The sequence below is a fragment of the Aquitalea magnusonii genome (assembly GCF_003202035.1).
GTDB classification, from domain to species: Bacteria; Pseudomonadota; Gammaproteobacteria; order Burkholderiales; family Chromobacteriaceae; genus Aquitalea; species Aquitalea magnusonii.
The window spans coordinates 138,670-161,351 of the sequence record NZ_QJKC01000011.1 but is presented as its reverse complement, the minus strand read 5'-3'; the positions used below and the strand labels follow the sequence as shown (position 1 = coordinate 161,351).

At 61.1% G+C, this 22,682-nt stretch carries 20 protein-coding genes and 1 tRNA gene; 14 read left to right on the top strand and 7 right to left on the bottom strand.

The annotated features are described in order from the left end of the window. The 3 genes from DFR38_RS21880 to DFR38_RS13310 all read right to left on the bottom strand — a co-directional run. Positions 1 to 120: helix-turn-helix domain-containing protein (locus DFR38_RS21880; protein WP_146215901.1), on the bottom strand; the 120-nt coding region annotated here is incomplete at its 3' end. 171 nt (positions 121 to 291) lie between these two features. Continuing rightward, a tRNA-Ser gene (locus DFR38_RS13315) sits at positions 292 to 382 on the bottom strand. 63 nt (positions 383 to 445) lie between these two features. Beyond that, on the bottom strand, positions 446 to 1,576 hold the full coding sequence (locus DFR38_RS13310) for a GNAT family N-acetyltransferase (protein WP_244909908.1): 1,131 nt from the start codon (positions 1,574 to 1,576) through the stop codon (positions 446 to 448). Positions 1,577 to 1,648: 72 nt separating this feature from the next. Between DFR38_RS13310 and DFR38_RS13305 the strand changes: the two genes are divergently transcribed. The 3 genes from DFR38_RS13305 to lolA all read left to right on the top strand — a co-directional run bounded on the left by DFR38_RS13305 (position 1,649) and on the right by lolA (position 5,141). After that, entirely contained in the window at positions 1,649 to 3,244 is a 1,596-nt protein-coding gene (locus tag DFR38_RS13305; RefSeq protein ID WP_110313524.1) for an NAD+ synthase, read from the top strand. Positions 3,245 to 3,338: 94 nt separating this feature from the next. After that, complete coding sequence (locus DFR38_RS13300) at positions 3,339 to 4,352, top strand: hypothetical protein (RefSeq protein ID WP_059285830.1); 1,014 nt, start codon at positions 3,339 to 3,341, stop codon at positions 4,350 to 4,352. A gap of 180 nt (positions 4,353 to 4,532) precedes the next feature. Then, entirely contained in the window at positions 4,533 to 5,141 is a 609-nt protein-coding gene (gene lolA, locus DFR38_RS13295) for an outer membrane lipoprotein periplasmic chaperone LolA (RefSeq protein ID WP_059285831.1), read from the top strand. Positions 5,142 to 5,174: 33 nt separating this feature from the next. Here lolA and DFR38_RS13290 read toward each other — a convergent pair whose 3' ends face one another. Beyond that, entirely contained in the window at positions 5,175 to 6,092 is a 918-nt protein-coding gene (locus DFR38_RS13290) for an alpha/beta hydrolase (protein WP_110313516.1), read from the bottom strand. Positions 6,093 to 6,174: 82 nt separating this feature from the next. Between DFR38_RS13290 and DFR38_RS13285 the strand changes: the two genes are divergently transcribed. The 6 genes from DFR38_RS13285 to DFR38_RS13260 all read left to right on the top strand — a co-directional run bounded on the left by DFR38_RS13285 (position 6,175) and on the right by DFR38_RS13260 (position 12,381). Continuing rightward, entirely contained in the window at positions 6,175 to 7,485 is a 1,311-nt protein-coding gene (locus tag DFR38_RS13285) for a replication-associated recombination protein A (RefSeq protein WP_059287282.1), read from the top strand. Positions 7,486 to 7,799: 314 nt separating this feature from the next. Beyond that, entirely contained in the window at positions 7,800 to 9,086 is a 1,287-nt protein-coding gene (gene serS, locus DFR38_RS13280; protein ID WP_110313515.1) for a serine--tRNA ligase, read from the top strand. A 366-nt stretch (positions 9,087 to 9,452) separates the two neighbouring features. After that, positions 9,453 to 10,061, top strand: a complete 609-nt coding sequence (locus DFR38_RS13275) for a CDP-alcohol phosphatidyltransferase family protein (RefSeq protein ID WP_059287281.1) — start codon at positions 9,453 to 9,455, stop codon at positions 10,059 to 10,061. Further along, on the top strand, positions 10,054 to 11,001 hold the full coding sequence (locus DFR38_RS13270) for a phosphatidate cytidylyltransferase (RefSeq protein WP_059287280.1): 948 nt from the start codon (positions 10,054 to 10,056) through the stop codon (positions 10,999 to 11,001). Before DFR38_RS13275 ends, DFR38_RS13270 begins: the two co-directional genes overlap by 8 nt. Positions 11,002 to 11,038: 37 nt before the next feature. Then, entirely contained in the window at positions 11,039 to 11,650 is a 612-nt protein-coding gene (locus DFR38_RS13265; protein WP_239688812.1) for a lysophospholipid acyltransferase family protein, read from the top strand. Positions 11,651 to 11,799: 149 nt separating this feature from the next. Beyond that, complete coding sequence (locus tag DFR38_RS13260) at positions 11,800 to 12,381, top strand: LysE family translocator (protein ID WP_110313514.1); 582 nt, start codon at positions 11,800 to 11,802, stop codon at positions 12,379 to 12,381. A 1-nt stretch (position 12,382) separates the two neighbouring features. On the opposite strand, the gene DFR38_RS13255 is transcribed toward DFR38_RS13260, so the two are convergent. Then, positions 12,383 to 13,234, bottom strand: coding sequence for a helix-turn-helix transcriptional regulator (locus DFR38_RS13255; RefSeq protein WP_110313523.1), 852 nt, complete (start codon positions 13,232 to 13,234; stop codon positions 12,383 to 12,385). 56 nt (positions 13,235 to 13,290) lie between these two features. Further along, complete coding sequence (locus tag DFR38_RS13250) at positions 13,291 to 15,792, bottom strand: EAL domain-containing protein (RefSeq protein WP_244909907.1); 2,502 nt, start codon at positions 15,790 to 15,792, stop codon at positions 13,291 to 13,293. A 340-nt stretch (positions 15,793 to 16,132) separates the two neighbouring features. On the opposite strand from DFR38_RS13250, the gene DFR38_RS13245 reads away from it, so the two are divergent. From DFR38_RS13245 to DFR38_RS13225, 5 genes are all read left to right on the top strand, one after another. Continuing rightward, positions 16,133 to 17,257: a hydrogenase small subunit gene (locus DFR38_RS13245; RefSeq protein WP_059287302.1), complete on the top strand. Its 1,125-nt coding sequence runs from the start codon at positions 16,133 to 16,135 to the stop codon at positions 17,255 to 17,257. Continuing rightward, positions 17,257 to 19,047, top strand: a complete 1,791-nt coding sequence (locus DFR38_RS13240) for a nickel-dependent hydrogenase large subunit (protein ID WP_059287301.1) — start codon at positions 17,257 to 17,259, stop codon at positions 19,045 to 19,047. The genes DFR38_RS13245 and DFR38_RS13240 overlap by 1 nt, the downstream gene beginning before the upstream one ends. A gap of 194 nt (positions 19,048 to 19,241) precedes the next feature. After that, positions 19,242 to 19,949, top strand: coding sequence for a Ni/Fe-hydrogenase, b-type cytochrome subunit (gene cybH, locus DFR38_RS13235; RefSeq protein ID WP_110313513.1), 708 nt, complete (start codon positions 19,242 to 19,244; stop codon positions 19,947 to 19,949). A gap of 148 nt (positions 19,950 to 20,097) precedes the next feature. Then, positions 20,098 to 20,385 carry a HigA family addiction module antitoxin gene (locus tag DFR38_RS13230; RefSeq protein WP_059287264.1) on the top strand — a complete coding sequence of 96 codons (288 nt, stop codon included), beginning with the start codon at positions 20,098 to 20,100 and terminating at the stop codon, positions 20,383 to 20,385. A 425-nt stretch (positions 20,386 to 20,810) separates the two neighbouring features. Beyond that, positions 20,811 to 21,095: a hypothetical protein gene (locus DFR38_RS13225; protein ID WP_146215979.1), complete on the top strand. Its 285-nt coding sequence runs from the start codon at positions 20,811 to 20,813 to the stop codon at positions 21,093 to 21,095. Positions 21,096 to 21,679: 584 nt separating this feature from the next. On the opposite strand, the gene DFR38_RS13220 is transcribed toward DFR38_RS13225, so the two are convergent. After that, positions 21,680 to 21,898, bottom strand: coding sequence for a DUF2188 domain-containing protein (locus DFR38_RS13220; RefSeq protein ID WP_082693697.1), 219 nt, complete (start codon positions 21,896 to 21,898; stop codon positions 21,680 to 21,682). Between the last annotated feature and the right edge of the window lie 784 nt (positions 21,899 to 22,682).

Genomic DNA, 22,682 nt, shown 5'->3' with positions numbered 1-22,682 from the left:
AATCGTGCTGGGAGCCCGGTGCAATGCCTTTGCAATGGCCCTGGCACTCTCTCCCTGCTGTTTCATTGCCATGATGAACCCGCGTTCTTCGGCACTGAGGTGCTCATAAGTTCTTTGCATGCAACAACTTAACCTTTAATTGGTTGGTGTTGCACTTAGCTCTTGAAACCGCCAAGCCAAGAAAAAAACTGAACTCTTATCGCCAATGTGTAGGAGTGTTGTGTAGAACTCAGGGGCAAAAAAGCCTTGTATAACCTGAATTTACTGTAAAAACAACACTTTAGGGGTGTTTGGCGGAGAGGGGGGGATTCGAACCCCCGTTAGGGTATTACCCTAAACACGCTTTCCAGGCGTGCGACTTAAACCACTCATCCACCTCTCCAGATGGCTGCCAAGGCTGTGTTTACTGCGTTTCGGCCTCAGAGGCTGCGCAGTATATAAGCCCTTATTGCTGGGCGCAAGGGGTTTTGTAGGCCGCATGCAAAAAAAGCTGTTGCTGGTAATCGCCGATGGCTTCGCGTTCGCGTTCCAGCCAGTCGGCAATGGCGCGGCGAAATTGCGGGTGGGCAATCCAGTGGGCCGAGCTGGTCTGCACCGGGGTAAAGCCGCGCGCCAGTTTGTGTTCGCCCTGTGCGCCCCCTTCGAAACACTGCAATCCATGCTGGATGGCGTATTCGATACCGCTGTAATAGCACAGCTCGAAATGCAGGCAATCCACGCTGTCCAGCGCGCCCCAGTAGCGGCCATACAGGGTGTTGCCGTCTTGTAGGCACCAGCTGGCGGCAATGGCCTGCCCAGCGCGCCGGGCGACAAACATCAGGCAATGCGGGCTGAGGCTGCGTCCTACCCGCTGGAAGAAATCCAGGTTGAGATAAGGTGGCGAGCGGTGTTCCAGATAGGTCTGCCGGTAACAGCGTTCGAAGAATGCCCAGTCGGCCGCGCTGATTTCCTCGCCAGCCAATACCTGCACGCTGATGCCGGCATCGCGTACCTTGCGCCTTTCCTGGCGGATTTTCTTGCGCTTGCTCTGCGATAACTGCGCCAGGAAAGCATCGAAATCGGCATAGCCCTGATTGAGCCAGTGAAACTGCACGCCATGGCGCAGCAGCCAGCCAGCCTCTTGCAACAGCGCCAGTTCCTCGGCAGCGGGAAACAGCACATGGGCGGAGGACAGGCGATAGTCAGCCACCACTTGCTGCAGCCCCTGGATGAGCAGCCGCTGCCCGGCAGCATCGCCCAGCAGGCGCGGCCCGCTTACCGGGGTAAAGGGTGAGGCCAGCAGCAGCTTGGGGTAGTAATCCAGGCCGGCGCGTTGCCAGGCTTCGGCCCAGGCCCAGTCGAACACGTATTCGCCACGCGAATGGCTTTTCAGCCAGGCGGGGGCCAAGGCTTGCAGGCGGCCATCCTGCTGCAGTTGCAGCGGAAGTGGCTGCCAGCCGCTGGCCACTGTGGCACAGCCGCTATCCTGCAGGGCGCTCAGCCATTGCCGCTGCATGAAGAGGCCGGCATCCGCCGCCAGTTGGTCCCAGTCAGCAGCATGCAAAGCGCCATAGCTATCGGCCAGATGCAGATTCACGTGGTTTCCTTTCGGGCAAGCCGTCATTCTTGGGGTAAAATCGCAACATCCAAACCCATGGTTATGTTCAACATGCGTATTGCGCTCGCTCAGTTCAACCCGATTGTTGGCGATATCGTCGGCAATACCCGAAAAATTCTCGATCTGGCCCAGGCCGCCATGGCGCAGGGCGCCGATATTCTGGTGACACCGGAGCTGGCCCTCACCGGCTACAGCCCGGAAGACCTGTTGCTGCGCGACAGCTTTTATCGCGCCTGCTCCGCCGCCATGGACCAGCTGATGGAGCTGGATGGCATTACGCTGGTGATCGGCCATCCGGTCAAGCTGGGCCATGAGCGCTTCAACGCCGCCACAGTACTGCGCGATGGTAACCGGCTGGGCCAGTATCACAAGATGTTGCTGCCCAATGATGAAGTATTCGATGAGTGCCGCTACTTTACCCCCGGCGCCATGCCGCTGGTGTTCCAGCAGGGCGAGCACAAGGTTGGCGTGCTGATCTGCGAGGATGTGTGGTCGGTAGACCCGGCGGCAGAAGCCGCCGATGCCGGTGCCGATGTGGTGCTGGTGCTGAATGCCTCGCCCTTCCACCGCAACAAGATTGAAACCCGCCATGAGGTGGTGCGCTACCGCACCGAGGAAACCGGCCTGCCGTTTGCCTATGTCAATCTGGTGGGTGGCCAGGACGAGCTGGTATTCGATGGTGCGTCCTTCGCCACCAACAAGGCGGGCGAGGTGGTGGCCCAGGCCCGCGCCTATGGCGACGAGCTGTTGCTGATCGATTTCAGCGCCGGCGACTTGCAAGCCGCCCCGGCCAAGGCCGCACTGCCGGGCGAGCTGGAAAGCGTCTACCAGGCACTGGTGGTGGGCGTGCGCGACTACATCAGCAAGAACGGCTTCCCTGGCGTGCTGCTGGGTCTGTCCGGCGGCATCGACTCGGCACTGACACTAGCGGTAGCGGTGGATGCACTGGGTGCGGACAAGGTGCACGCGGTGATGATGCCCTCGCGCTATACCGCCGACATCTCGGTGATCGACTCGCGCGACATGATAGGTCGGCTGGGTGTGCAGTATGACGAAATCGAAATCTGGCCGATGTACGAGAGCTTCATGAATGCGCTGGCGGCCAATTTCACCGGTCTGGCGGAAGACACCACCGAAGAAAACCTGCAGGCGCGCATTCGCGGCACCTTGCTGATGGCGCTGTCCAACAAAACCGGCAAGCTGGTGCTGACCACCGGCAACAAGTCGGAAATGACCACCGGCTACTGCACACTGTACGGTGACATGGCTGGCGGCTTTGCCGTACTGAAAGACGTGGCCAAGACCCTGGTGTTCGCCCTGTGCCGCTGGCGCAATACCCAGGGCGAAGTCATCCCCGAGCGCATCATCACCCGCCCGCCCTCTGCCGAGCTGCGCCCGGATCAGAAAGACCAGGACAGCCTGCCGCCCTACGAGGTGCTGGACGCCATCATGGCACGCTATGTGGAGGAAAACCTGTCGGCAGAAGAAATCATCGCCGACGGTTTTGCCGAGGCTGATGTGCGCAAGGTCGTGCGTTTGCTGAAGATCAACGAATACAAGCGCCGCCAGGCACCGGTTGGCCCGCGCGTCACCCAGCGTGGCTTTGGCAAGGACTGGCGCTACCCCATCACCAACAAGTTCAGCTAAGCGATTAGGCAAGCAGGCTTGCCGGGCCTGCTTGCCTGCCATCCTCAGGCATGCCAAGCTGCGCGCTATTCTATTGTCATCACCGGAAAGCCCCATGAAACTCCGCCCTGCCCTGGCCACCCTGCCCCTACTCACCGCCCTTGCCCTGCTCGGCGGCTGCGCCAGCCCGCTGGCCGGCAAACCGGCGGATCAGGCCACCCGTCTGGTACTGCGCGAAAACCTGCAACACGCCAGCTACAACTTCAGTGGCGAGATGGGCTTCAACACCCTGCACGGCAGTCGCGAGGATGATGCCAAGCCGCAGCTGCGCTACACCATTGATGAAGTCGCCCGTTCCACCAAGGTGACGGTGAGCGGTGCGGTCGATCAGGCCAGCAAGCGCATGGAGCTGATCCCGTCCTTTCGCTTTGAGCGGCGCAATCTGCAGGCCAGCGTCACCCTGCCGCTGGAGCTGAACCTGCAGGACTTCTCGCTGCTGGTCGACCCCTCCGCCCTTGACCTGTTCGTGCCGGAGCTGCACAGCGAGCAGCCACGTTTTGTCCGCTTCCAGCTGCCGCCGGACATCGCCGGCAAGATACCGCTGGATGCCATATTGCAGGCCCTGCCGGGACTGGTGGACGAAGGCTATGGCAAGGTCGCGCCGCAGGCATTTGCGCTGGAAGCGCTGGACGGCACCGCCAGAGAACTGGGCGCCAGCTATCAGCTGCGCATTGCCATGAGCCCGCAGCAGGAAAACCAGGTGCTGATGCATGTGCTGGAAGGACTGGCCAAGGTGGTGAGCCAGCAAGCCGAGCGCGACGGTCGCCCGCAAGATGGCAAGCAAGCCGAACAGCTGCTGCAACTGGTACGCGAGCTCACCCAGAGCAAGGTCGCCAAACAGCCGCTGAGCAAATCGGTATCGCACCTGTATGCCAATCGGCGCGGCCAGTTGCTGGGCGTCAACCAGACCGTGGAGCTGGATACGCCGCAATTGCGTGGCCAGGCTTACATCCAGCTGCGTTACAGCAATCATGGCAAGCCGGTGTTTGCCTACCAGCCCACTGCCGCCAGCATCATCGACTATGACAAGCTGCCCAAGCCACAATGGCTGAAAGGGCTGGAGCAATAAGCGCCGTCACCCCCGGACCGGCCGCTGCGCGCCTTGCGCCAGCGGCGCTGTATCACTGGCCTGGCCAGCGCTTGCGCCACATTCCTTAACAGCAAAGGCAGAACCCGCCGCCTCACTTGCTGTCACACTGTGCTGCATCGCACACAAGCAAGCCCTGGCGGCCTGTATCAAGGATTCCCAATGAAAAAAATCGCCCTGGCCTTACTGGCCACCCTGCTAAGCCTACCCGTCCACGCCAGCGCCATCGCTCAGCTCAAGGCTTTTGTCAGCGACACCAAGACCCTGTCGGCCAGCTTCAACCAGCTGGTCAGCTCCAAAAACAAGCACGAAGAAGCCAGCGGCACGCTGGAAATCTCGCGCCCCGGCAAATTCCGCTGGAGCTATAACAAGCCCTACGAACAGCTGATCGTCGGCGATGGCAAAACACTGTGGATTTACGACAAGGACCTGGCCCAGGTCACCCGCAAGAATCTGGACGGCGCACTGGGCAGCAGCCCGGCGGCACTGCTGGCCGGCAACAATGCCATCGAGCGTGACTATGTATTGAAAGAAGCCGGCAAACAGGGCGAGGTGGAATGGCTGAGCGCCAGCCCGAAAAAGGCCGACAACACCTTCAACGCCATCCGCATGGGCTTCAGCAACAAGATGCTGGTGGAAATGGAGCTGACCGACAGCTTTGGCAACAACACCCGCATCCGCTTCAGCGCCCAGCAGAAGAACCCGGCACTGGCGGCCAGTCATTTCAGCTTCAGCGCACCCAAGGGCGTGGATGTGGTCAGCGGAGACTGAGTCCGCGCCGACCACGGCGGCGGCTGCCCGGTCTTATGGCGCCACCGCCCAGCCCGCCTGCTGCAAGAACCGTTCTACCTGTCGGGTATAGTCGCCCGGCAAGCCCAGCTGCTGGTTGATCTGGCCATGGCTCAGCTCCTGCGGCAATACCTGTACCGTCACCCCGGCCTGCCGCCCCTTGTCCGCCAGCCCCTGTGCCTGGGTGCAGGACGTTGCGCGGCGTGAGGAACACACCGCCAGCAAGGGTGGCGCGGCGGCCGTCAGCAGCCGTGTGGGCGACAAAGCCGCCCAGCGGGCGGCATCCCCGCTAAAAGCCTTGTCGTACAAGGGCAGATGCGGTGCGCGCATGATGGCAGCCACCTCCAGCGCCGCACTATCCAGCAATACCGTGGCCAGCCAGGGCTGTACGCCATGGCGCTGGCGCAAGGCCTGATCGGTACTCAGCAAGCCCACCAGATGTGCACCGGCGGAATGGCCCATCAACACCAGCTGCCGCTTGTTTGCCCCCCACTCTGCGGCATGGTCCTGTACCCAGGCCAGCGCACTGGCCACGTCATCGGCCTGCTGTTCCACCGCAGCCTGCGGCAGCAGGCGGTAATCCAGCGACACCAGCACCACTCCGGCAGGCGACCAGTGTGCCAGCTTGTTATCCACCACACTGCCTGCCTGCTTGCTGCCCAGCCGCCAGGCCCCACCATGCACCATCACCAGCAGCGGCCGCCCCTGCCCGGCGCTGGCCGGCAGGTAGACATCCAGCCGCTGGCGCACATCAGGGCCATACGCCAGGTCAGCCAGCTTGCGCACGCCGGGCGGCAAGGCAGCCTGGCTGAGTGTCTCGTCGGCACCCAGCCCATCGTGACTGGCCGCGCCTTGCTGCAGCCAGTCGCGCAATGGCCCTCCCGCCGCCGGTAGCGCCAAGGCCAGCAATAACCAAGCCATCCGCAGTTTCATCCCCACTCCTTTTGCCAGACACTGCGGAAGCCGCAGCACAGCTGATATACTAGCAGGCCGTTTTCCAGCCGTATTAGCCGCCATGAATGATCTGTTTGCCCAGGAAGCGAAAAAGCCGCTGGCTGAAGCACTGCGTCCGGCCACACTCGACGAGGTCATCGGCCAGCAGCACCTGATCGGCCCCGGCAAGCCGCTGCGGCTGGCGGTGGAATCCGGCACCCTGCACTCGATGATTCTCTGGGGCCCGCCCGGTGTGGGCAAAACCACGCTGGCGCGCATCCTGGCAGGCAGTTTCGATGCCGAGTTCATTCCGCTCTCTGCCGTATTCTCCGGGGTCAAGGACATCCGTGACGCAGTGGAACAGGCCCATGCCGCCCTGCAGCGCTCCGGTCGCCATACCATTCTGTTTGTCGATGAAGTGCACCGCTTCAACAAAAGCCAGCAGGATGCGTTTTTGCCCTTTGTCGAATCCGGCCTGCTCACCTTTATTGGCGCCACCACCGAAAACCCGTCTTTCGAGGTGAACTCCGCCCTGCTGTCGCGGGCGCAGGTGTATGTGCTGAACAGTCTGGACGAAGCCGAGCTGCAACAGCTGTTCCGCCGCGCCTGCGACAAGGGCGCACTGGACGGGCTGGAGTTTGATGAACAGGCCATCGCCACCCTCACCGGCTATGCCGATGGCGATGCCCGGCGCTTTCTCAATCTGCTGGAGCAAACCCGCACCGCCGCGCTGGCGCGTAAAACCGGCCAGATCACGCAAGACTTTCTGGCCGAGGTACTCAGCGTCAACGCCCGCCGCTTCGACAAGGGCGGTGATGCCTTTTACGACCAGATTTCCGCCCTGCACAAATCGGTGCGCGGCTCCAACCCGGATGCCGCGCTGTACTGGCTCACCCGCATGCTGGATGGCGGTGCCGACCCGCGCTATCTGGCACGCCGCCTGGTACGCATGGCCTGGGAAGACATCGGTCTGGCCGACCCGCGCGCCATGCAGATCTGCAATGATGCTGCCACCACCTACGAACGACTGGGCAGCCCGGAAGGCGAACTGGCACTGGCACAAGCCGCCATTTACCTGGCGGTAGCGGCAAAGAGCAATGCCGGCTACATGGCCTACAACCAGGCCCGCGCCTTCATCAAGCAGGACAAGAGCCGCCCGGTGCCGGTACACCTGCGCAATGCGCCCACCAAGCTGATGAAAGAGCTGGGCTATGGCCACGCATACCGCTATGCCCATGACGAGCCCAATGCCTACGCCGCCGGCGAAAGCTATCTGCCGGACGACATGCCCGAACCGGGCTGGTATCAGCCGGTGCCGCGCGGCTTGGAAATCAAGATAGGCGAGAAGCTGGCGCAACTGAAAAAGTGGGATGAAGAAGCCGGCAAAAAATAAACCCGGCACCGCAGCCAAGGGCTGAGCCATGCCAGACCCACGTCGGCCACAGCACAGCAGGACGTCGCCTGCCAACATCTACAAGCCCGCCAGCATTGCTTATAATGCTGCTTTTCCCGGCAAGGGGCAGGACAAAGCCTGCCGCTTGCCGTTACACTTGCGTTTTACCGAACAAATTGCTGCTGCCAGCCACCGGCAGACCGTGCAGCAGCACCAGCGGTTGCTTCCCCTCCGCATGCAGGATTCAGTAAGGGGCTGCTGCTGTTAAGACAGCCCGCTACCAGCAAGACATTTCAATACCATCAGGATTTTCCATGCTAGACATTCAATCGCTCCGTAACGACCTGGACGCCGTCGCTGCCCGCCTGGCCAGCCGTGGCTACACCCTGGACACCGCCGCTTTCACCGCAATGGAAGCCGACCGCAAATCCCTGCAAACCCGTATGCAGGAACTGCAATCGCGCCGCAATGCCACCTCCAAGCAAATTGGCGAAGCCAAGCGCAAGGGCGAGGATGTGTCCGCCATCATGGCCGAAGTGGCCAACCTGGGTGATGAGCTGAAAGCCGCCGAAGCCGCCTTCGAAGCCGTGCAAGCCAAGCTGGACGCCCTGCTGATGAGCATCCCCAACCTGCCGCACGAATCGGTACCGGTAGGCAAGGATGAAAACGACAACGTGGAAGTGCGCCGCGTGGGCGTGCCGCGCCAGTTCGACTTCGAAGTGAAAGACCACGTCGACATCGGCAGCCCGCTGGGCCTGGATTTCGACACCGGTGCCAAGCTGTCCGGCGCCCGCTTTACCGTGCTGAAGGGTGACATTGCCCGCCTGCACCGCGCGCTGGCGCAGTTCATGCTGAACACCCACACCGGCGAGCACGGCTATACCGAGCACTACACCCCGTACATCGTCAACGACAGCGCCCTGCTGGGCACCGGCCAGCTGCCGAAGTTTGCCGAAGACATGTTCAAGGTGACCAAGGGTGGCGAAGAAGGCACGGTGGACCAGTACCTGATTTCCACCTCGGAAATCACCCTGACCAATACCGTGAGCAACAGCATCCTGAAAATGGAAGAGCTGCCGCTCAAGCTGACCGCCCACTCGCCCTGCTTCCGCTCCGAAGCCGGCAGCTATGGCCGTGACACCCGCGGCATGATCCGTCAGCACCAGTTCGACAAGGTGGAAATGGTGCGTATCGAGCACCCGGACCACTCCTATGCCGCGCTGGAAGAAATGGTCGGCCACGCCGAGAACATCCTCAAAGCACTGGAACTGCCCTACCGCGTGATTACCCTGTGCACTGGCGACATGGGCTTTGGCGCAGCCAAGACTTACGACCTGGAAGTATGGCTGCCGGCACAGAACACCTACCGCGAAATCTCCAGCTGCTCCAACTGCGAAGCCTTCCAGGCGCGCCGCATGCTGGCCCGCTTCAAGGACGAAAACGGCAAGAACCAGCTGCTGCACACCCTGAATGGTTCCGGTCTGGCCGTCGGCCGCACCCTAGTGGCGGTGCTGGAAAACTACCAGAACGCCGATGGCAGCGTGACCATTCCGGCCGTGCTGCGTCCGTACATGGGCGGCAAAGAAAAAATCGGCGGCTAAGCCTGCCGCCACCGGCCCGCGCCACCGCCCCTTTAACCGGGCAGGACGCGCGCGATTGCAGCGCTCAGACCACAAAAGCCGTTCACTCTTGCAGTGAACGGCTTTTTCATTGCGGCCTCCCCCCACCAATATGACTATCCATGCGGCCCGGCCACGCCGCCACACCGCACGGCATGCGCCGTCGGCCCACCGCCGCGCCTGAGCACCAGCCGGTAGCTGCCGCGACTGTTTAACTATTTTTACTTAAGTAATAACCACAAGCCACCGCGATCATTTGCTCATTGCCAGCGCACTAGGCAGAATGCCAGATAATTATTATTCCAACGTCAAACAAGCTGTGCCCACCACGGCAGCAGCCTTACCATCATGCCAAGCATCTACGCTCTCAAATCCCGCTTTCAGCGCCTGCTACGCCCGCTGCTGCATACACTGGCCGCTGCCGGCATCAGCGCCAACCAGGTCACCCTCGCCGCCATGCTGGGCTCACTGGCCTATGGCGCCTGGCTATGGCTGGCCGCAAGCCACACACTGCCCTGGCTGCTGCTGCCGCTGTTTCTGCTGCTGCGCATGGCCCTGAATGCCATCGATGGCATGCTGGCCCGCGAATTCGGCCAGCAATCGCGCCTGGGGGCCATCCTCAATGAAGTGGGCGACGTGGTATCCGATGCCGCGCTGTATCTGCCCTTCTGCAGCCTGAGCAGCCATCCGGCACTGGTGGTGCTGGCGGTACTGCTGGCGATGCTGACCGAATTTGTCGGCATACTGGGCCCCAGCCTGGGCAGTACACGACGCTACGACGGGCCCATGGGCAAGAGCGACCGCGCCTTCTGCTACGGTGGTTTTGCTTTGCTGCTGGTCATCGCACCGGCCAGCGCCGGCTATGCCGACTGGCTGTTCGGCAGCAGCGCCTTGCTGATGCTGCTGACCGTGTTCAATCGTGCCCGCGCCATACTGAAAGAAGGCCACCATGTTTAATCTGCTGTTACCGCCGCCGCTGCTCTGGGCACTGGGCGGCGTGTTCCTGCTGCTGGTGCTGGCAAGCAGCAGCATCCGTCTGCTGGAGGCGCGCAAACCGGAAAAGAACTGGCTGGAGCTGAAGCTGCGCATCAAGACCTGGTGGTGGATTGTCGGCTGTTTCTCACTCACCATCCTGGGCAATATTCCTGTCGCACTGGTGGTGTTTGCCCTGATCAGCTTTCTGGCGCTCAAGGAATACCTCACGCTGTGCGCCACGCGCACTGCCGACCATGTGGTGCTGTTCTGGGCCTATCTGAGCATCCCCCTGCAGTATTACTGGCTGGGCATCCACTGGTACGGCATGTTCATCATTTTCATCCCGGTGTACATCTTTCTGTTCCTGCCCATGCGCATGGTGCTGATCGGCGAGACACAGGGCTTTCTCAAGGCGGCCGCTTCGCTGCAATGGGGGCTGATGATCAGCGTGTTCTGCCTGAGCCACATGGCGGCCGTGCTCACCCTGCCGCAGCTCACCGGCATCGGCGTACCGGCACAGGGGGCGATGATGCTGTTTTATCTGGTGACCCTCACCCAGCTGAATGATGTGGCGCAATACCTGTGGGGCAAGTCCTGCGGCAAACGCAAGATTGCCCCCAAGGTATCGCCCAACAAGACACTGGAGGGTTTTGTCGGCGGCGCGCTCACCACCAGCGTTCTTGGCTGGCTGCTCGGCCCCTGGCTGACGCCGTTCAGCCCGCTGTATGCCGCGCTGGCCGGCTTGCTGATTGGCACCATGGGCTTCATCGGTGACATTGTGATTTCGGCGGTGAAACGCGATATCGGCGTGAAAGATTCGGGCCGGCTGTTGCCGGGCCACGGCGGCATTCTGGACCGGCTGGATTCGCTCACCTATACCGCGCCGCTGTTCTTCCACTACGTGCATTACCTGTATTTCTAGCTTGGACATGAACAATCTGCTGCGGATACTTTTTGTCATGCTGCTGGCTCGGCCGGTGGTCCGGCTATGGCTGGGCGTCACGGTGCGCCATCAGGAACGGCTGCCCGGCACCGGGCCAGCCATTGTCATTGCCAACCACAACAGCCATCTGGACATCCTGGCGCTATACAGCCTGTTTCCGCTGGGGCTGATTCCGCGCGTGCGCCCTGCGGCTGCGGCGGATTACTTTCTGAAAAACCGCTGGCTGGCCTGGTTCGCCACCCATGTGGTGGGCATCATCCCGGTGGTACGCGGTGGCATGCGCCGCGATCCACTGGCCGGCTGCCGCCAGGCCCTGCACAACGGCGACATCCTGGTGCTGTTTCCGGAAGGCACCCGCGGCGAGCCGGAGGCCCTGTCCGATATCAAATCCGGCATCTGGTATCTGCTGCGTGACTTCCCCGACATCCCGGTGGTGCCGGTCTACCTGCATGGCCTGGGCCGGGCCATGGGGCGTGGCCAGTGGCTGCCGGTGCCGTTTTTTGTCGATATCGCCATTGGCCGCAGCCTGCCGCATCTGGAGAACAAGGAAGCGTTCTGCACCCTGATACGTGACACCCTGCTGCAGCTGAAACAGAAAACCCTGCCGGCCGCCCCGGCGCAAGACTGAGCCTGCCGCCATCTGCTGCTGCCGGTGTGGTAACCGGTGCTGCCTGCGGTTCTCTTGCGCCCCTCTCCGGGCGAACAGGGTGATTTTGTTCAATACCCGTGCCGGCGGCGACTTTATCTTCAGGGTCCACTCCACCCTTGAGGATTCCCATGCAAGTCTTCCTGTCCATGGCCGCTTTTGCGCTGGCGGCTTCCATTTCGCCCGGCCCGGTCAATATCGTGGCTTTCGGCTGCGGTGCCAGCCATGGCTTCTGGCCCAGCTTGCGCCATGTCAGTGGCGCCACCATCGGCTTTACCCTGCTCTTCCTGCTCACCGGCCTGGGTCTGGCCGAACTGCTGGCCGGGCTACCGGCGGCAAGCCGGCTGATCCAGTACGCCGGGGTGGGCTTTCTGCTGTATCTGGCGTGGCAGCTCGCCCGCGCCAGTGGCGAACTGGGTGCGCAGCAGCGGCGGCCTTCGTTTCGCCATGGCGCGCTGATGCAATGGCTGAACCCCAAGGCCTGGCTGGCTGCGCTGGCCGGCATGGGCGCCTTTGTCAGCCATGGCGAAGCACTGTTGGTGTGGCAGTTTGCCGCCATCTATTTTGTCGTCTGCTATCTGTCGATTGCCTGCTGGGCCTGGGCCGGTGCACGTCTGCAAGGCTTGCTGCGCCATCCGCCGCGCATGCGGCTGTTCAACCGCCTGCTGGCGCTGCTGCTGGCGGGCAGCGCGCTCTACCTGCTGCAGGGATGATTCAGCCCACGCTGCGGCAATACTGACCGGGCGTGGCCGCCACCAGCCGCTTGAAGGTGCGCTGGAAGTGCGCCTGGTCGGCAAAGCCCAGCGCCTGCGCCACCTGGGCAATCGGCTGGCCGCTGCGCAACAGGCTTTTGCCACGCTGGATGCGCCGGTTTAGCAGGTATTCGTGCGGTGTCATGTGATAGCGCTGGCGAAAGGCGCGGATCAGGTAGGAGGCGGACAAGGCGGAGGCGCTGCAGATCGCCTGCAGGCTGATGTCGTCGGCGTAGTGGTCGTTGATATAGTCGGCCGCCAGTTGCAGCCGCGGGTGCACCGGCGCCGGCGTACGGCGCGGTGCTGGCCGTGGCTGTTGCAGGGCGGTGAAAAAGGCCGTGGCCGTTTGCTGCCGGACCAGCTGGCCGCCGGCAGCGGAATGGCAGGCGGCCACCAGTTGCAGCAGGCCGTGATACAGGCTGGCATCCTCGCTCAGCCTGAGCTGGAAACCATGAAAATCCTGATTGGCACTCAGCCCCAATTCGGTTTGCAAGGCGGCCAGCCATGGCGTGTCGACATACAGCATGTGATACGACCAGGGCTGGTTGGCTATGGGATTGCAGGCGTGGACATCACCCGGATTCATCAGCACCACGCTGCCGCGGCCCACGCGGTAACGGTCTTGCAGGCTCAGGTAAGTGCTGCTGCCGCTGGTGATGGCGCCGATGGAAAAGTGCTCGTGCGCATGGCGGGCATAACACACTTGCCGGCCATCCGGCACGCTGCGGATTTCCAGGAAGGGCAGCTGCGGATCGCGCCAGAACAGCGGCGCGGCGGGGCTGGATGCCGGACTGGGGGAGAGGGAGCTGGGCATCCGCCCAGCATAATGCAGTGCAGGCGGCAGCGACAAGTCGCACTGCCACCCATCACTCAGCCGTGCTGCTGCCGCAGCAAGGTCTCGAACTCGGCGGCTGGCACCGCCCGGCTGAACAGATAGCCCTGGCCGCAGTCGCAGCCCTGCTCCAGCAGGAAGCGGCGCTGCTCTTCCAGCTCCACCCCTTCAGCCACCAGTTCCAGCCCCAGGCTGCGGGCAATCGAGATGATGGCCTGGGTGATGGCGGCGTCGTCGCGGTCCTGGTGCAGGTCCATGATGAAGCTCTGGTCGATTTTCAGGCCGCGCACCGGCAGGCGCTTGAGATAGGACAGGCTGGAATAGCCGGTGCCGAAATCGTCGATGGACAGATAAATGCCCAGCGCCTGCAAGCGGTGCAGCACCTCCACCATGCCGCTGTCTTCGTCCATGGCCACGCTTTCGGTGATTTCCAGCTCCAGCGCGCTACTGGGCAGGCTGTGCCGCTCCAGCGCCTGCGCCACGCTGTCGACGATGCTGGAATACTTCAGCTGGCGGCCGGACACATTGACCGCAATGCGCCCTTGCAGCAGGCCGGCATCGCGCCAGCGGCGGATGGCGCCACAGGTGGTGTCCAGCACCCATTCACCGATGCTGGTGATCAGCGAGCTTTCCTCGGCAATCGGAATGAACTGCGCCGGGGAAATCAGCCCCATGTCCGGATGCTGCCAGCGCAGCAGTGCTTCGGCCCCGATGATGCGGCCGGAAGCCAGCTCCACCTTGGGCTGATACCACACTTCCAGCTCGTCCTGCGCCAGCGCGCGGTGCAGGCTGTATTCCATTTTCAGGCGCTCGATGGCGCGCGCATTCATGTCGGCGGTGTAGAACTGGAAATTGTTCTTGCCGCGCTCCTTGGCGCGGTACATGGCGGTGTCGGCATTCACCAGCAGGGCGTCAGCCATGGCGCCATCTTCCGGAAACATGCTGATGCCGATGCTGGCGGAAATGAACACGCCCTGCCCGGCTACGGTGGATTCGGCCGAAATGGCATCCAGAATGCTCTGCGCCCGGCTGGCCACTTGCTGTACCGTCACCACGTTTTCCAGCAGCACGGTGAATTCGTCGCCGGACAGACGCGACACGGTGGACAGATTGGGCACGATGCGCTGCAACTCGCTGGCAATCCGCATCAGCAGCTCGTCGCCGGCATGGTGACCCAGGGTGTCGTTCACCATCTTGAAGCGGTCCAGATCGATGAACAGCAAGGCAAAACGGCGATCAAACTGCCGTGCCTGCTCCACCGCCGACTGCAGCTTTTCGATAAACAGCGTGCGGTTGGGCAGGCCGGTCAGCGCATCATGGTTGGCCAGAAAATGCAGCCGTTCCTCGGCCTGCTTGCGCTGGGTGATGTCGGAAAACACCGCCACGTAGTGCAGGCATTCGCCGCGCTCGTCGCGGATGGCGGTGATGCTCAGGTGTTCGGTATACAGCAAGCCGTTCTTGCGCCGGTTCACCACCTCGCCCTGCCAGAACCCATCGTGCCGCAGGCAGCGCCACAGGTATTCGTAGAATTCGGGGGATTGCTTGCCGGACTTGAGCAAGGCCGGCGTCTTGCCGATGGCTTCTTCGCGTGCGTAGCCGGTGATGCGGCTGAAGGCGGGATTGACCGACTGGATGAAGCCATTGCCATCGGTAATGACAATGCCTTCCATGGTGGCTTCGAACACCTTGTCCGCCAGCAGCAGGCTCTGGCGCGATTGCAACAAGGCTTCGTCGCGCTCGCGCAGCGCACCATGCAGTTCCAGCAGGAATTCGTGTTCTATGCTCTGGATGATTTCGCGAAAACCGACGATATGCACCAGCTTGTGGTCGGCATCAAATACCGCCAGATGGCGGATCTGGTGCTGCAGGATCACCCGTCGCGCCTGTAACAGGCTGCTGCTGCTGGCCACACCGATCACCGGACGGGTGCAGATGCTGCCCAGCTCCACATCGCCCTGCCCGGCAGCCACCATGCCCACCACGTCGCGCTGGGTGAGGATGCCGTAGCTGCCATCGGCAAACTGTACCCCCAGTGCGGTCAGCTGCTGTTCGCGCATGCTGGAGAGTGCGGCGGAAAGATTATCGCTGGCCTGCAGGATGACCGCCGGCGGCGCCAGTATGCCATCCAGCCGTTTCAGCCCGAGAAAGGCTTCGGTGCCCTGACACAGCACCACGTCCGACAGCGACACCAGGCCGACTATCGTCCCCTCTTTTTCAACCAGGGCATGGCGGATGCCCTTGCTGCGGAATTGTCCCAGCACATCATGCACGCTCAGATGGTGCGCCAGCGTCACCACCGGCTGGCTCATCACCTCGCTGATGGGGCGGCAGCGCGCCGCCGCGTCTTCCAGATCCACGGCCAGCGCATCGGTTTCGGTCCAGATGCCCACGGCCTGGCCAGGTGCGGCAAACACCACGATGGAGCCGCAACCGGACTGCACCATCAGGCTGGCCGCCTCGTGGATCAGCGTCTCCGGTGTGCAACTGAGAATATCAGTCGAGGCAATCTGCTCTATGGGCTGCATCAGCGGGGACATCATCGGACACCTGTAAGCAATTTAGCGTTCACAACGGCAACATTATACATTTATTACTTAACATCTAAAGGGCGAGCCCGCGCATTTGATGCATTTTGCGTACCACGCCTGTTTTCCACTTTGCCGGCAAACTGCAAAGCAAGTTTACACCTCCCCTGCCACACCCTGCTGGCAAAGCGCTGTTTTGTCGACACTTTTTCATGCCGCCGTGCTGGCACGGATATTGAAAGCGTTGGTCAGGTTGCAACACCGCCAGCCTGTCCGGACAGACCAATAACGCAGATCCGGCACAACAAGAAAACACATCGAATGCCATAAGCATGGCAGGGAGGAGCGTAAACACATGGAGACTTTCTATCAAGCCATGCGTCGCCAGGGCGTGACTCGGCGCAGCTTTCTTAAGTTCTGCAGCCTGACCGCCACCTCGCTGGGCCTGGGCTCAGCCTTTGTCCCCCGCATTGCCTACGCACTGGAAACCAAGCCGCGCGTGCCGGTCATCTGGCTGCACGGCCTCGAGTGCACCTGCTGTACCGAGTCCTTCATCCGCTCGGCCCACCCGCTGGCCAAGGACGCCATCCTGTCGCTGATCTCGCTGGATTACGACGACACCATCATGGCTGCCGCCGGGCATCAGGCCGAAGCCATCCTCGACGACCTGATCAAGAACCACAAAGGCAATTACATCGTGGCCGTGGAAGGCAACCCGCCGCTGAACGAGGACGGCATGTACTGCTTCCCCGGTGGCGAGCCCTTCGTGGAAAAACTCAAGCGCGTATCGGCCGACGCCAAGGCACTGATCGCCTGGGGTTCCTGTGCCAGCTGGGGCTGCGTGCAGGCCGCCAAACCCAACCCCACCCGCGCCACGCCGGTACACCAGGTGATTCTGGACAAGCCGGTGATCAAGGTGCCGGGCTGTCCGCCGATTCCGGAAGTCATGGCTGCCGTGATTACCTATATGGTGACCTTCGACAAGATTCCGGAACTGGACCGCCAGGGCCGGCCCAAGATGTTCTACGGCCAGCGCATCCATGATAAATGCTATCGCCGCCCGCACTTTGATGCTGGTCAGTTTGTCGAGAACTGGGACGACGATGGCGCGCGCAAGGGCTACTGCCTGTACAAGATGGGCTGCAAAGGCCCCACCACCTATAACGCCTGCTCCACCGTGCGCTGGAACGACGGCGTGTCCTTCCCCATCCAGTCCGGTCACGGCTGCATCGGCTGTTCGGAAGAAGGCTTCTGGGACAAGGGCTCCTTCTACGACCGCGTCACCTCCATTCCGCAATTCGGCGTGGAAGCCAATGCCGACAAGATCGGCTTTACCGTGGCCGGCACCGCTGGCGCCGCCATTGCCGCCCATGCCGCGGTCAGCGCCATCAAGAGCACCATGCTGAAAAAGCAGGACCTGCAGCCGCTGGACGCCGCCGCCCCCGCGCAGAATAAAGACAAGAACGAGGAGAAAGTCTGATGTCCTACCAGACCCAAGGTTTTACCCTGGACAATAGCGGCCGCCGCGTGGTGGTGGACCCGGTCACCCGTATCGAAGGCCATCTGCGCTGCGAAGTGAACATCGACAGCAACAACATCATCACCAATGCCGTGTCCACCGGCACCATGTGGCGCGGCCTGGAAGTCATCCTCAAGGGCCGTGACCCGCGTGACGCCTGGGCCTTTGTCGAGCGCATCTGCGGCGTGTGCACCGGCACCCATGCGCTGACCTCGGTGCGTGCGGTGGAAGACGCGCTGAAGATCAAGATTCCCGAAAACGCCAACCTGATCCGCAACATCATGCAGGCGGCGCTGTATGTGCACGACCACCTGGTGCACTTCTACCATCTGCATGCGCTGGACTGGGTGGACGTGGTGTCCGCCCTCAAGGCCGACCCGAAAAAAACCAGCGAGCTGGCCCAGAGCATTTCCGACTGGCCCATGTCCAGCCCCGGTTATTTCCGTGACCTGCAATCGCGACTGAAGCGCTTTGTCGAATCCGGCCAGCTGGGCCCCTTCCGCAATGGCTACTGGGGTCACCCGGCGATGAAACTGCCGCCGGAAGCAAACCTGATGGCGGTAGCCCACTATCTGGAAGCGCTGGATTTCCAGAAGGAAATCGTCAAGATCCATACCATTTTTGGCGGCAAGAACCCCCACCCCAACTGGCTGGTGGGCGGCATGCCCTGCGCCATCAATATCGACGATGTGGGCGCAGTCGGTGCCATCAATATGGAGCGGCTGAACCTGGTGTCGCAGATCATCGACCGCACCATCACCTTCTGCGAGCAGGTATACATTCCGGACGTCATCGCCATCGGCGGTTTCTACAAGGACTGGGCCTCCATCGGTGGCGGCCTGTCCAGCCAGAGCGTGATGTCCTACGGCGACTTCCCCGACCATGCCAATGACTACAGCGAAAGCAGCCTGCTGCTGCCGCGTGGTGCCATCATCAACGGCAAGTTCAACGAAATCCACCCGATCGACCTGTACGCCCCGGATGAAATCCAGGAATTCGTCACCCACAGCTGGTACAGCTATGGCGACGACAGCAAGGGCCTGCACCCCTTCGATGGCATCACCGCGCCCAAATTCGAGCTGGGTGCCAAGCACAAGGGCACCAAGACCCGCATCGAGCAGCTGGACGAATCCGCCAAGTACTCCTGGATCAAGTCGCCGCGCTGGAAGGGCCATGCCATGGAAGTGGGCCCGCTGGCACGCTACCTGATTGGCTACCACCAGAACAAGCCGGAATTCAAGGAACCGGTGGACAAGCTGCTGCACGCGCTGGGTGCACCCAAGGAAGCCTTGTTCTCCACCCTGGGCCGTACTGCCGCGCGCGCGCTGGAGTCGTCCTGGGCTGCCAACAAGATGCGCTACTTCTTCGACCGTCTCATCAGCAATATCAAGAACGGCGACACGGCGACTGCCAATGTGGAGAAGTGGGACCCGGCCAGCTGGCCGGCCGCGGCCAAGGGTGTGGGCTTTACCGAAGCGCCGCGCGGCGCGCTGGGCCACTGGCTGAAGATTGCCGACACCCGCATCGACAGCTACCAGTGCGTGGTACCCACCACCTGGAATGCCGGCCCGCGCGACGCCAAGGGCCAGATCGGCGCTTACGAAGCCTCGCTGATGGGCACCAGGATGGCGGTGCCGGATCAGCCGCTGGAAATCCTGCGCACCCTGCACAGCTTCGACCCCTGCCTGGCCTGCTCCACCCATGTCATCGGCGAGGACGGCGGCGAGCTGGTAAGCGTGAAAGTACGTTGAGTTCGTCGCCACGCCGGCCCGCCCACTCCCCCGGAACGGCTGGCAAGGCGACGATTGACCAGTCCGCATGGCCTCGCTCCCCCCGCAGGCCATACGGGCGAACTTCCTGATCGACCACCACGCTGGCCGGGGTGCGCATCACTTCCGGGATGTCCGGCAGCGTGGTGGTTCGGCGGGAAAACAGGAGATTCGGCATGAAAAGCTACGGCTTCGACGGCAACGCCCCGCAGGGCCTGGGCCGCAAGGTCACATCCGTCTATGTGTATGAAGCGCCGGTGCGCCTGTGGCACTGGGTGACGGTGCTGTGCATCATCACCCTGTCCGTAACCGGCTACCTGATCGGCAAGCCCCTGCCCTCGGTACCGGGTGAGGCCACCTTCAACTTCGTCATGGGCTATATCCGCTTTGCCCATTTCACCGCCGGCTACATCCTGGCCATCGGCCTGATCGGCCGGCTGTACTGGGCACTGGTGGGTAATCACCATGCGCGCGAGATCATTCTGGTGCCGGTATGGGACAAAGCCTGGTGGAAGGAATTTTTCTTTGAAGTGCGCTGGTATCTGTTTATCGAGCGCTACCCGAAGAAATACATCGGCCACAACCCGGTAGGCCAGATCGCCATGGCCACCTTCCTGTGGGTGGCGGTATTCATGTGCTTCTCCGGCTTTGCCCTGTACGGCGAGGGCCTGGGCACCAAGAGCTGGGCCTACCAGGCTTTTGGCTGGGTGATTTCCGCCTTTGGCGGCAACAGCCTGACGGTACACAACTGGCACCGGCTGGGCATGTGGTCCATCATCCTGTTCGTGATGATCCACGTGTATGCCGCCATCCGCGAGGACATCATGTCCAAGCAGAGCATGGTATCCACCATGATCAGCGGTTTCCGCATGTTCAAGGATTAAGCAGAGGGAAAACGTCCGGGATGGTGTTACATCAGCTTGTCCCGGACGTTTTCATTGCCCTGACAGGATCGTGAGATTTGTCGAACTGCCGCCAGCACATACTGCCGGCAAAGCAACGCAGCCCAACACGCCATCCCAGCCCACCGCCATGACCATCCCGCTCGTCAGTGCCCGCACCCCGCTGCATCCCGGCCGATTTCTGGACAGCCGCTTTCTGACCCCGGCCGGAATGAGCCAGACCGAAGCAGCACGCCGGCTGGGCATTTCGCGGCGGCGGCTGAACGAGCTGATTGCCGGCAAGCGCGGCATCAGCCCGGATACCGCCATCCGGCTGGCCTGCTTGTTCGGGCAGGACGCGCAATTCTGGATGGCACTGCAAAGCGCCTGGGACCTGGCGCAGGCCCGCCGCCAGCTACGGCAAGCACGTCGCATTTAAACCTTGCGTCACCAACTGGCGCAGCCTTGTACTGCGTTGCCATCCACGGCCCGTGCTCCGTACACCATGACCCGCCTTGCCACCGCCCGCCTTACCCCCATGTTTCTTGCCTTCCCACCCGCAGCACTAGATAATCCCCTCCGTGCTGTTCAATAGCGGCACCGGGATTGGCGTCCTGTAATCAGACGGACTTTTGTCAAAGCCCATGCTTTGTCGCGTCCGTACACCATTGCACGTCTTCTATGGCGGGCCATGGTGGGAGCCTCTTACGAGGCGCCGTTCCTGATTACGGTACGCCAATCCTGCCATGTGCCTGCCACCCCCGATTGGCGTCGGGGGACAGGCTTACCTTAATCAGGAGCCGATATGCCATTTCTCATCTATTTGTCCGCACTTCCCGCAACGGTTTACCTCAAGGAAGTGCAATGTTGACGACTGATCCCCCACCCCTTGCTGTATTACCCCAGATGCGCCAGCACATCGTGCTGCTACAAGCCATGCTCCAGCAGGACCGCTTTGCCGCACTGCGCAGCCCGGTGCAGGAGTTTGCACGCAGTTTTGATCAGCTGGAATCCGCATTGCGGGAGCAGGCCCAAACGCTGGAGGCAGTACTGGCCTTGCTGGCCCTGCACCCGTCTGATGCCTATCGCAATCACCTGATGCAGGGCTTGCTGGGTTTGCAGCAGCAACAGCAGCAATTGCTGGCTTAACCCCGCGCAATCACCCGTGCAAAACAGCCCGGCCTATTTAATGGATAGGCGGGCTGTTGGCTTAAGGCTTTTTATTCAATAGCGGCGTGCCTTGCATCCGGTCCCGGAAAACGTCCGTATCATCATCGACTGAGTACCACCATCAAACTGGTGGAAGCCTACGGCGGCAGCAACTGCCTGGAGCTGGGCCATAACTCCACCATCAACAAGGTGCTGGTGCCTAAATACCGACTATGTGACTGGAGGGTTGAGGAGATTCTGGATAAGGAAGATGACATTGTCCCGCTGGGTGATACCGGGCAAGGCTCGTTGTTCTGAATGAGAAATGGCCCCGGCGGGCCATTTTTACTTCTAATACATCGGCGAACCACACAAAACGGAAGTCAGAGCATATCGGCCCATAGCCCCCATATCGGCCTTACCAGCCAGCAGGTATGCAATCAATGAAGGCCGGTTTGTGCAGCAATACCACCACTAAAATACCATCCTAGTTGTATCGTTCTACATCGCCATATTCAGTCAAGTAGAAGAAGCAGCCCACAAGGGCTGCCATTGATGCAATGTAAAGCAGTAACGGTATATCGTTACGGCTTACGCCACTTGTCAGGATGGTCAACGGATGTATTGCGTACTCGCTCTACATGAATCGCAGCATCTGGATTCAACTCCCGAGCACGGTTGATGGCTTCACCTTGTGTTGGAAGAACATCACTCGCACGTTCAGAACCAGGTTTTCTGACCGCATAATCGCCTTGGGAACGGCGTTCGATATACAGGTTGTTACTGCCTTTGTTACTGGACATCTTAAATACCTCCAGATACAAACTGCATGGATAAATATGCAACCCGTGTTTTGTTCTTGAGCTGACCAAAGTTCCGTTGTACTCTGAGTCACCACAACAAAGCGTTCAACAGAGACAGCCCTTGAGCTGACACGAACTACCAAGGCCGGCTTTATGCCGGCTTTTTGGTTTAGTGCATAGCTGATCGCCAACACAATATGTAGCTATCAGCGACCTCAGCAACACAAATCCTAGCACTGCAGTGCGAGCTGTTCAATAGTTAACTTGGCAGTTATCCACAGCACCATCAAGATGGTGCCACTTCTGGCCCAATTGTAGATAAATGACTCCAGAACAAGAGCTTAACTACCTGAAAACTGCGTCGAGCGTGGAGCTATGTCGATACCTTGCGTCAAAAATTAGGCAGTACCGAAAACTTCGTAAGGAGAGCCAAGTCTCTTTCGCCAAGCGCTCAGGCATTCCGCTTCGAACCTTTAAACGGCTAGAAACTCATGGGATGGGGCATCTTGAGACATTTATCAAAGCTCTCCAGGCACTTGAGTACAGTCACTACCTGCAGCTGCTATTTCCCCTACAGCCTGCGTCTCGCGTAAGAACACTTGAAGAAAAAATTGACTTGCTTCGGAGAAAACAACCTTTGCAAAGAAAAACCTCACCGAACTGACCCCGTAGGCTTCACGTCGGGAAATATCGAAATACCGCGAGCACCATACCTGAAAGTCAACACTAGGGATGGCGGTCCCTTCTCGCAACACAAGGCTGAACTGCCGACGACCAGGCTGAC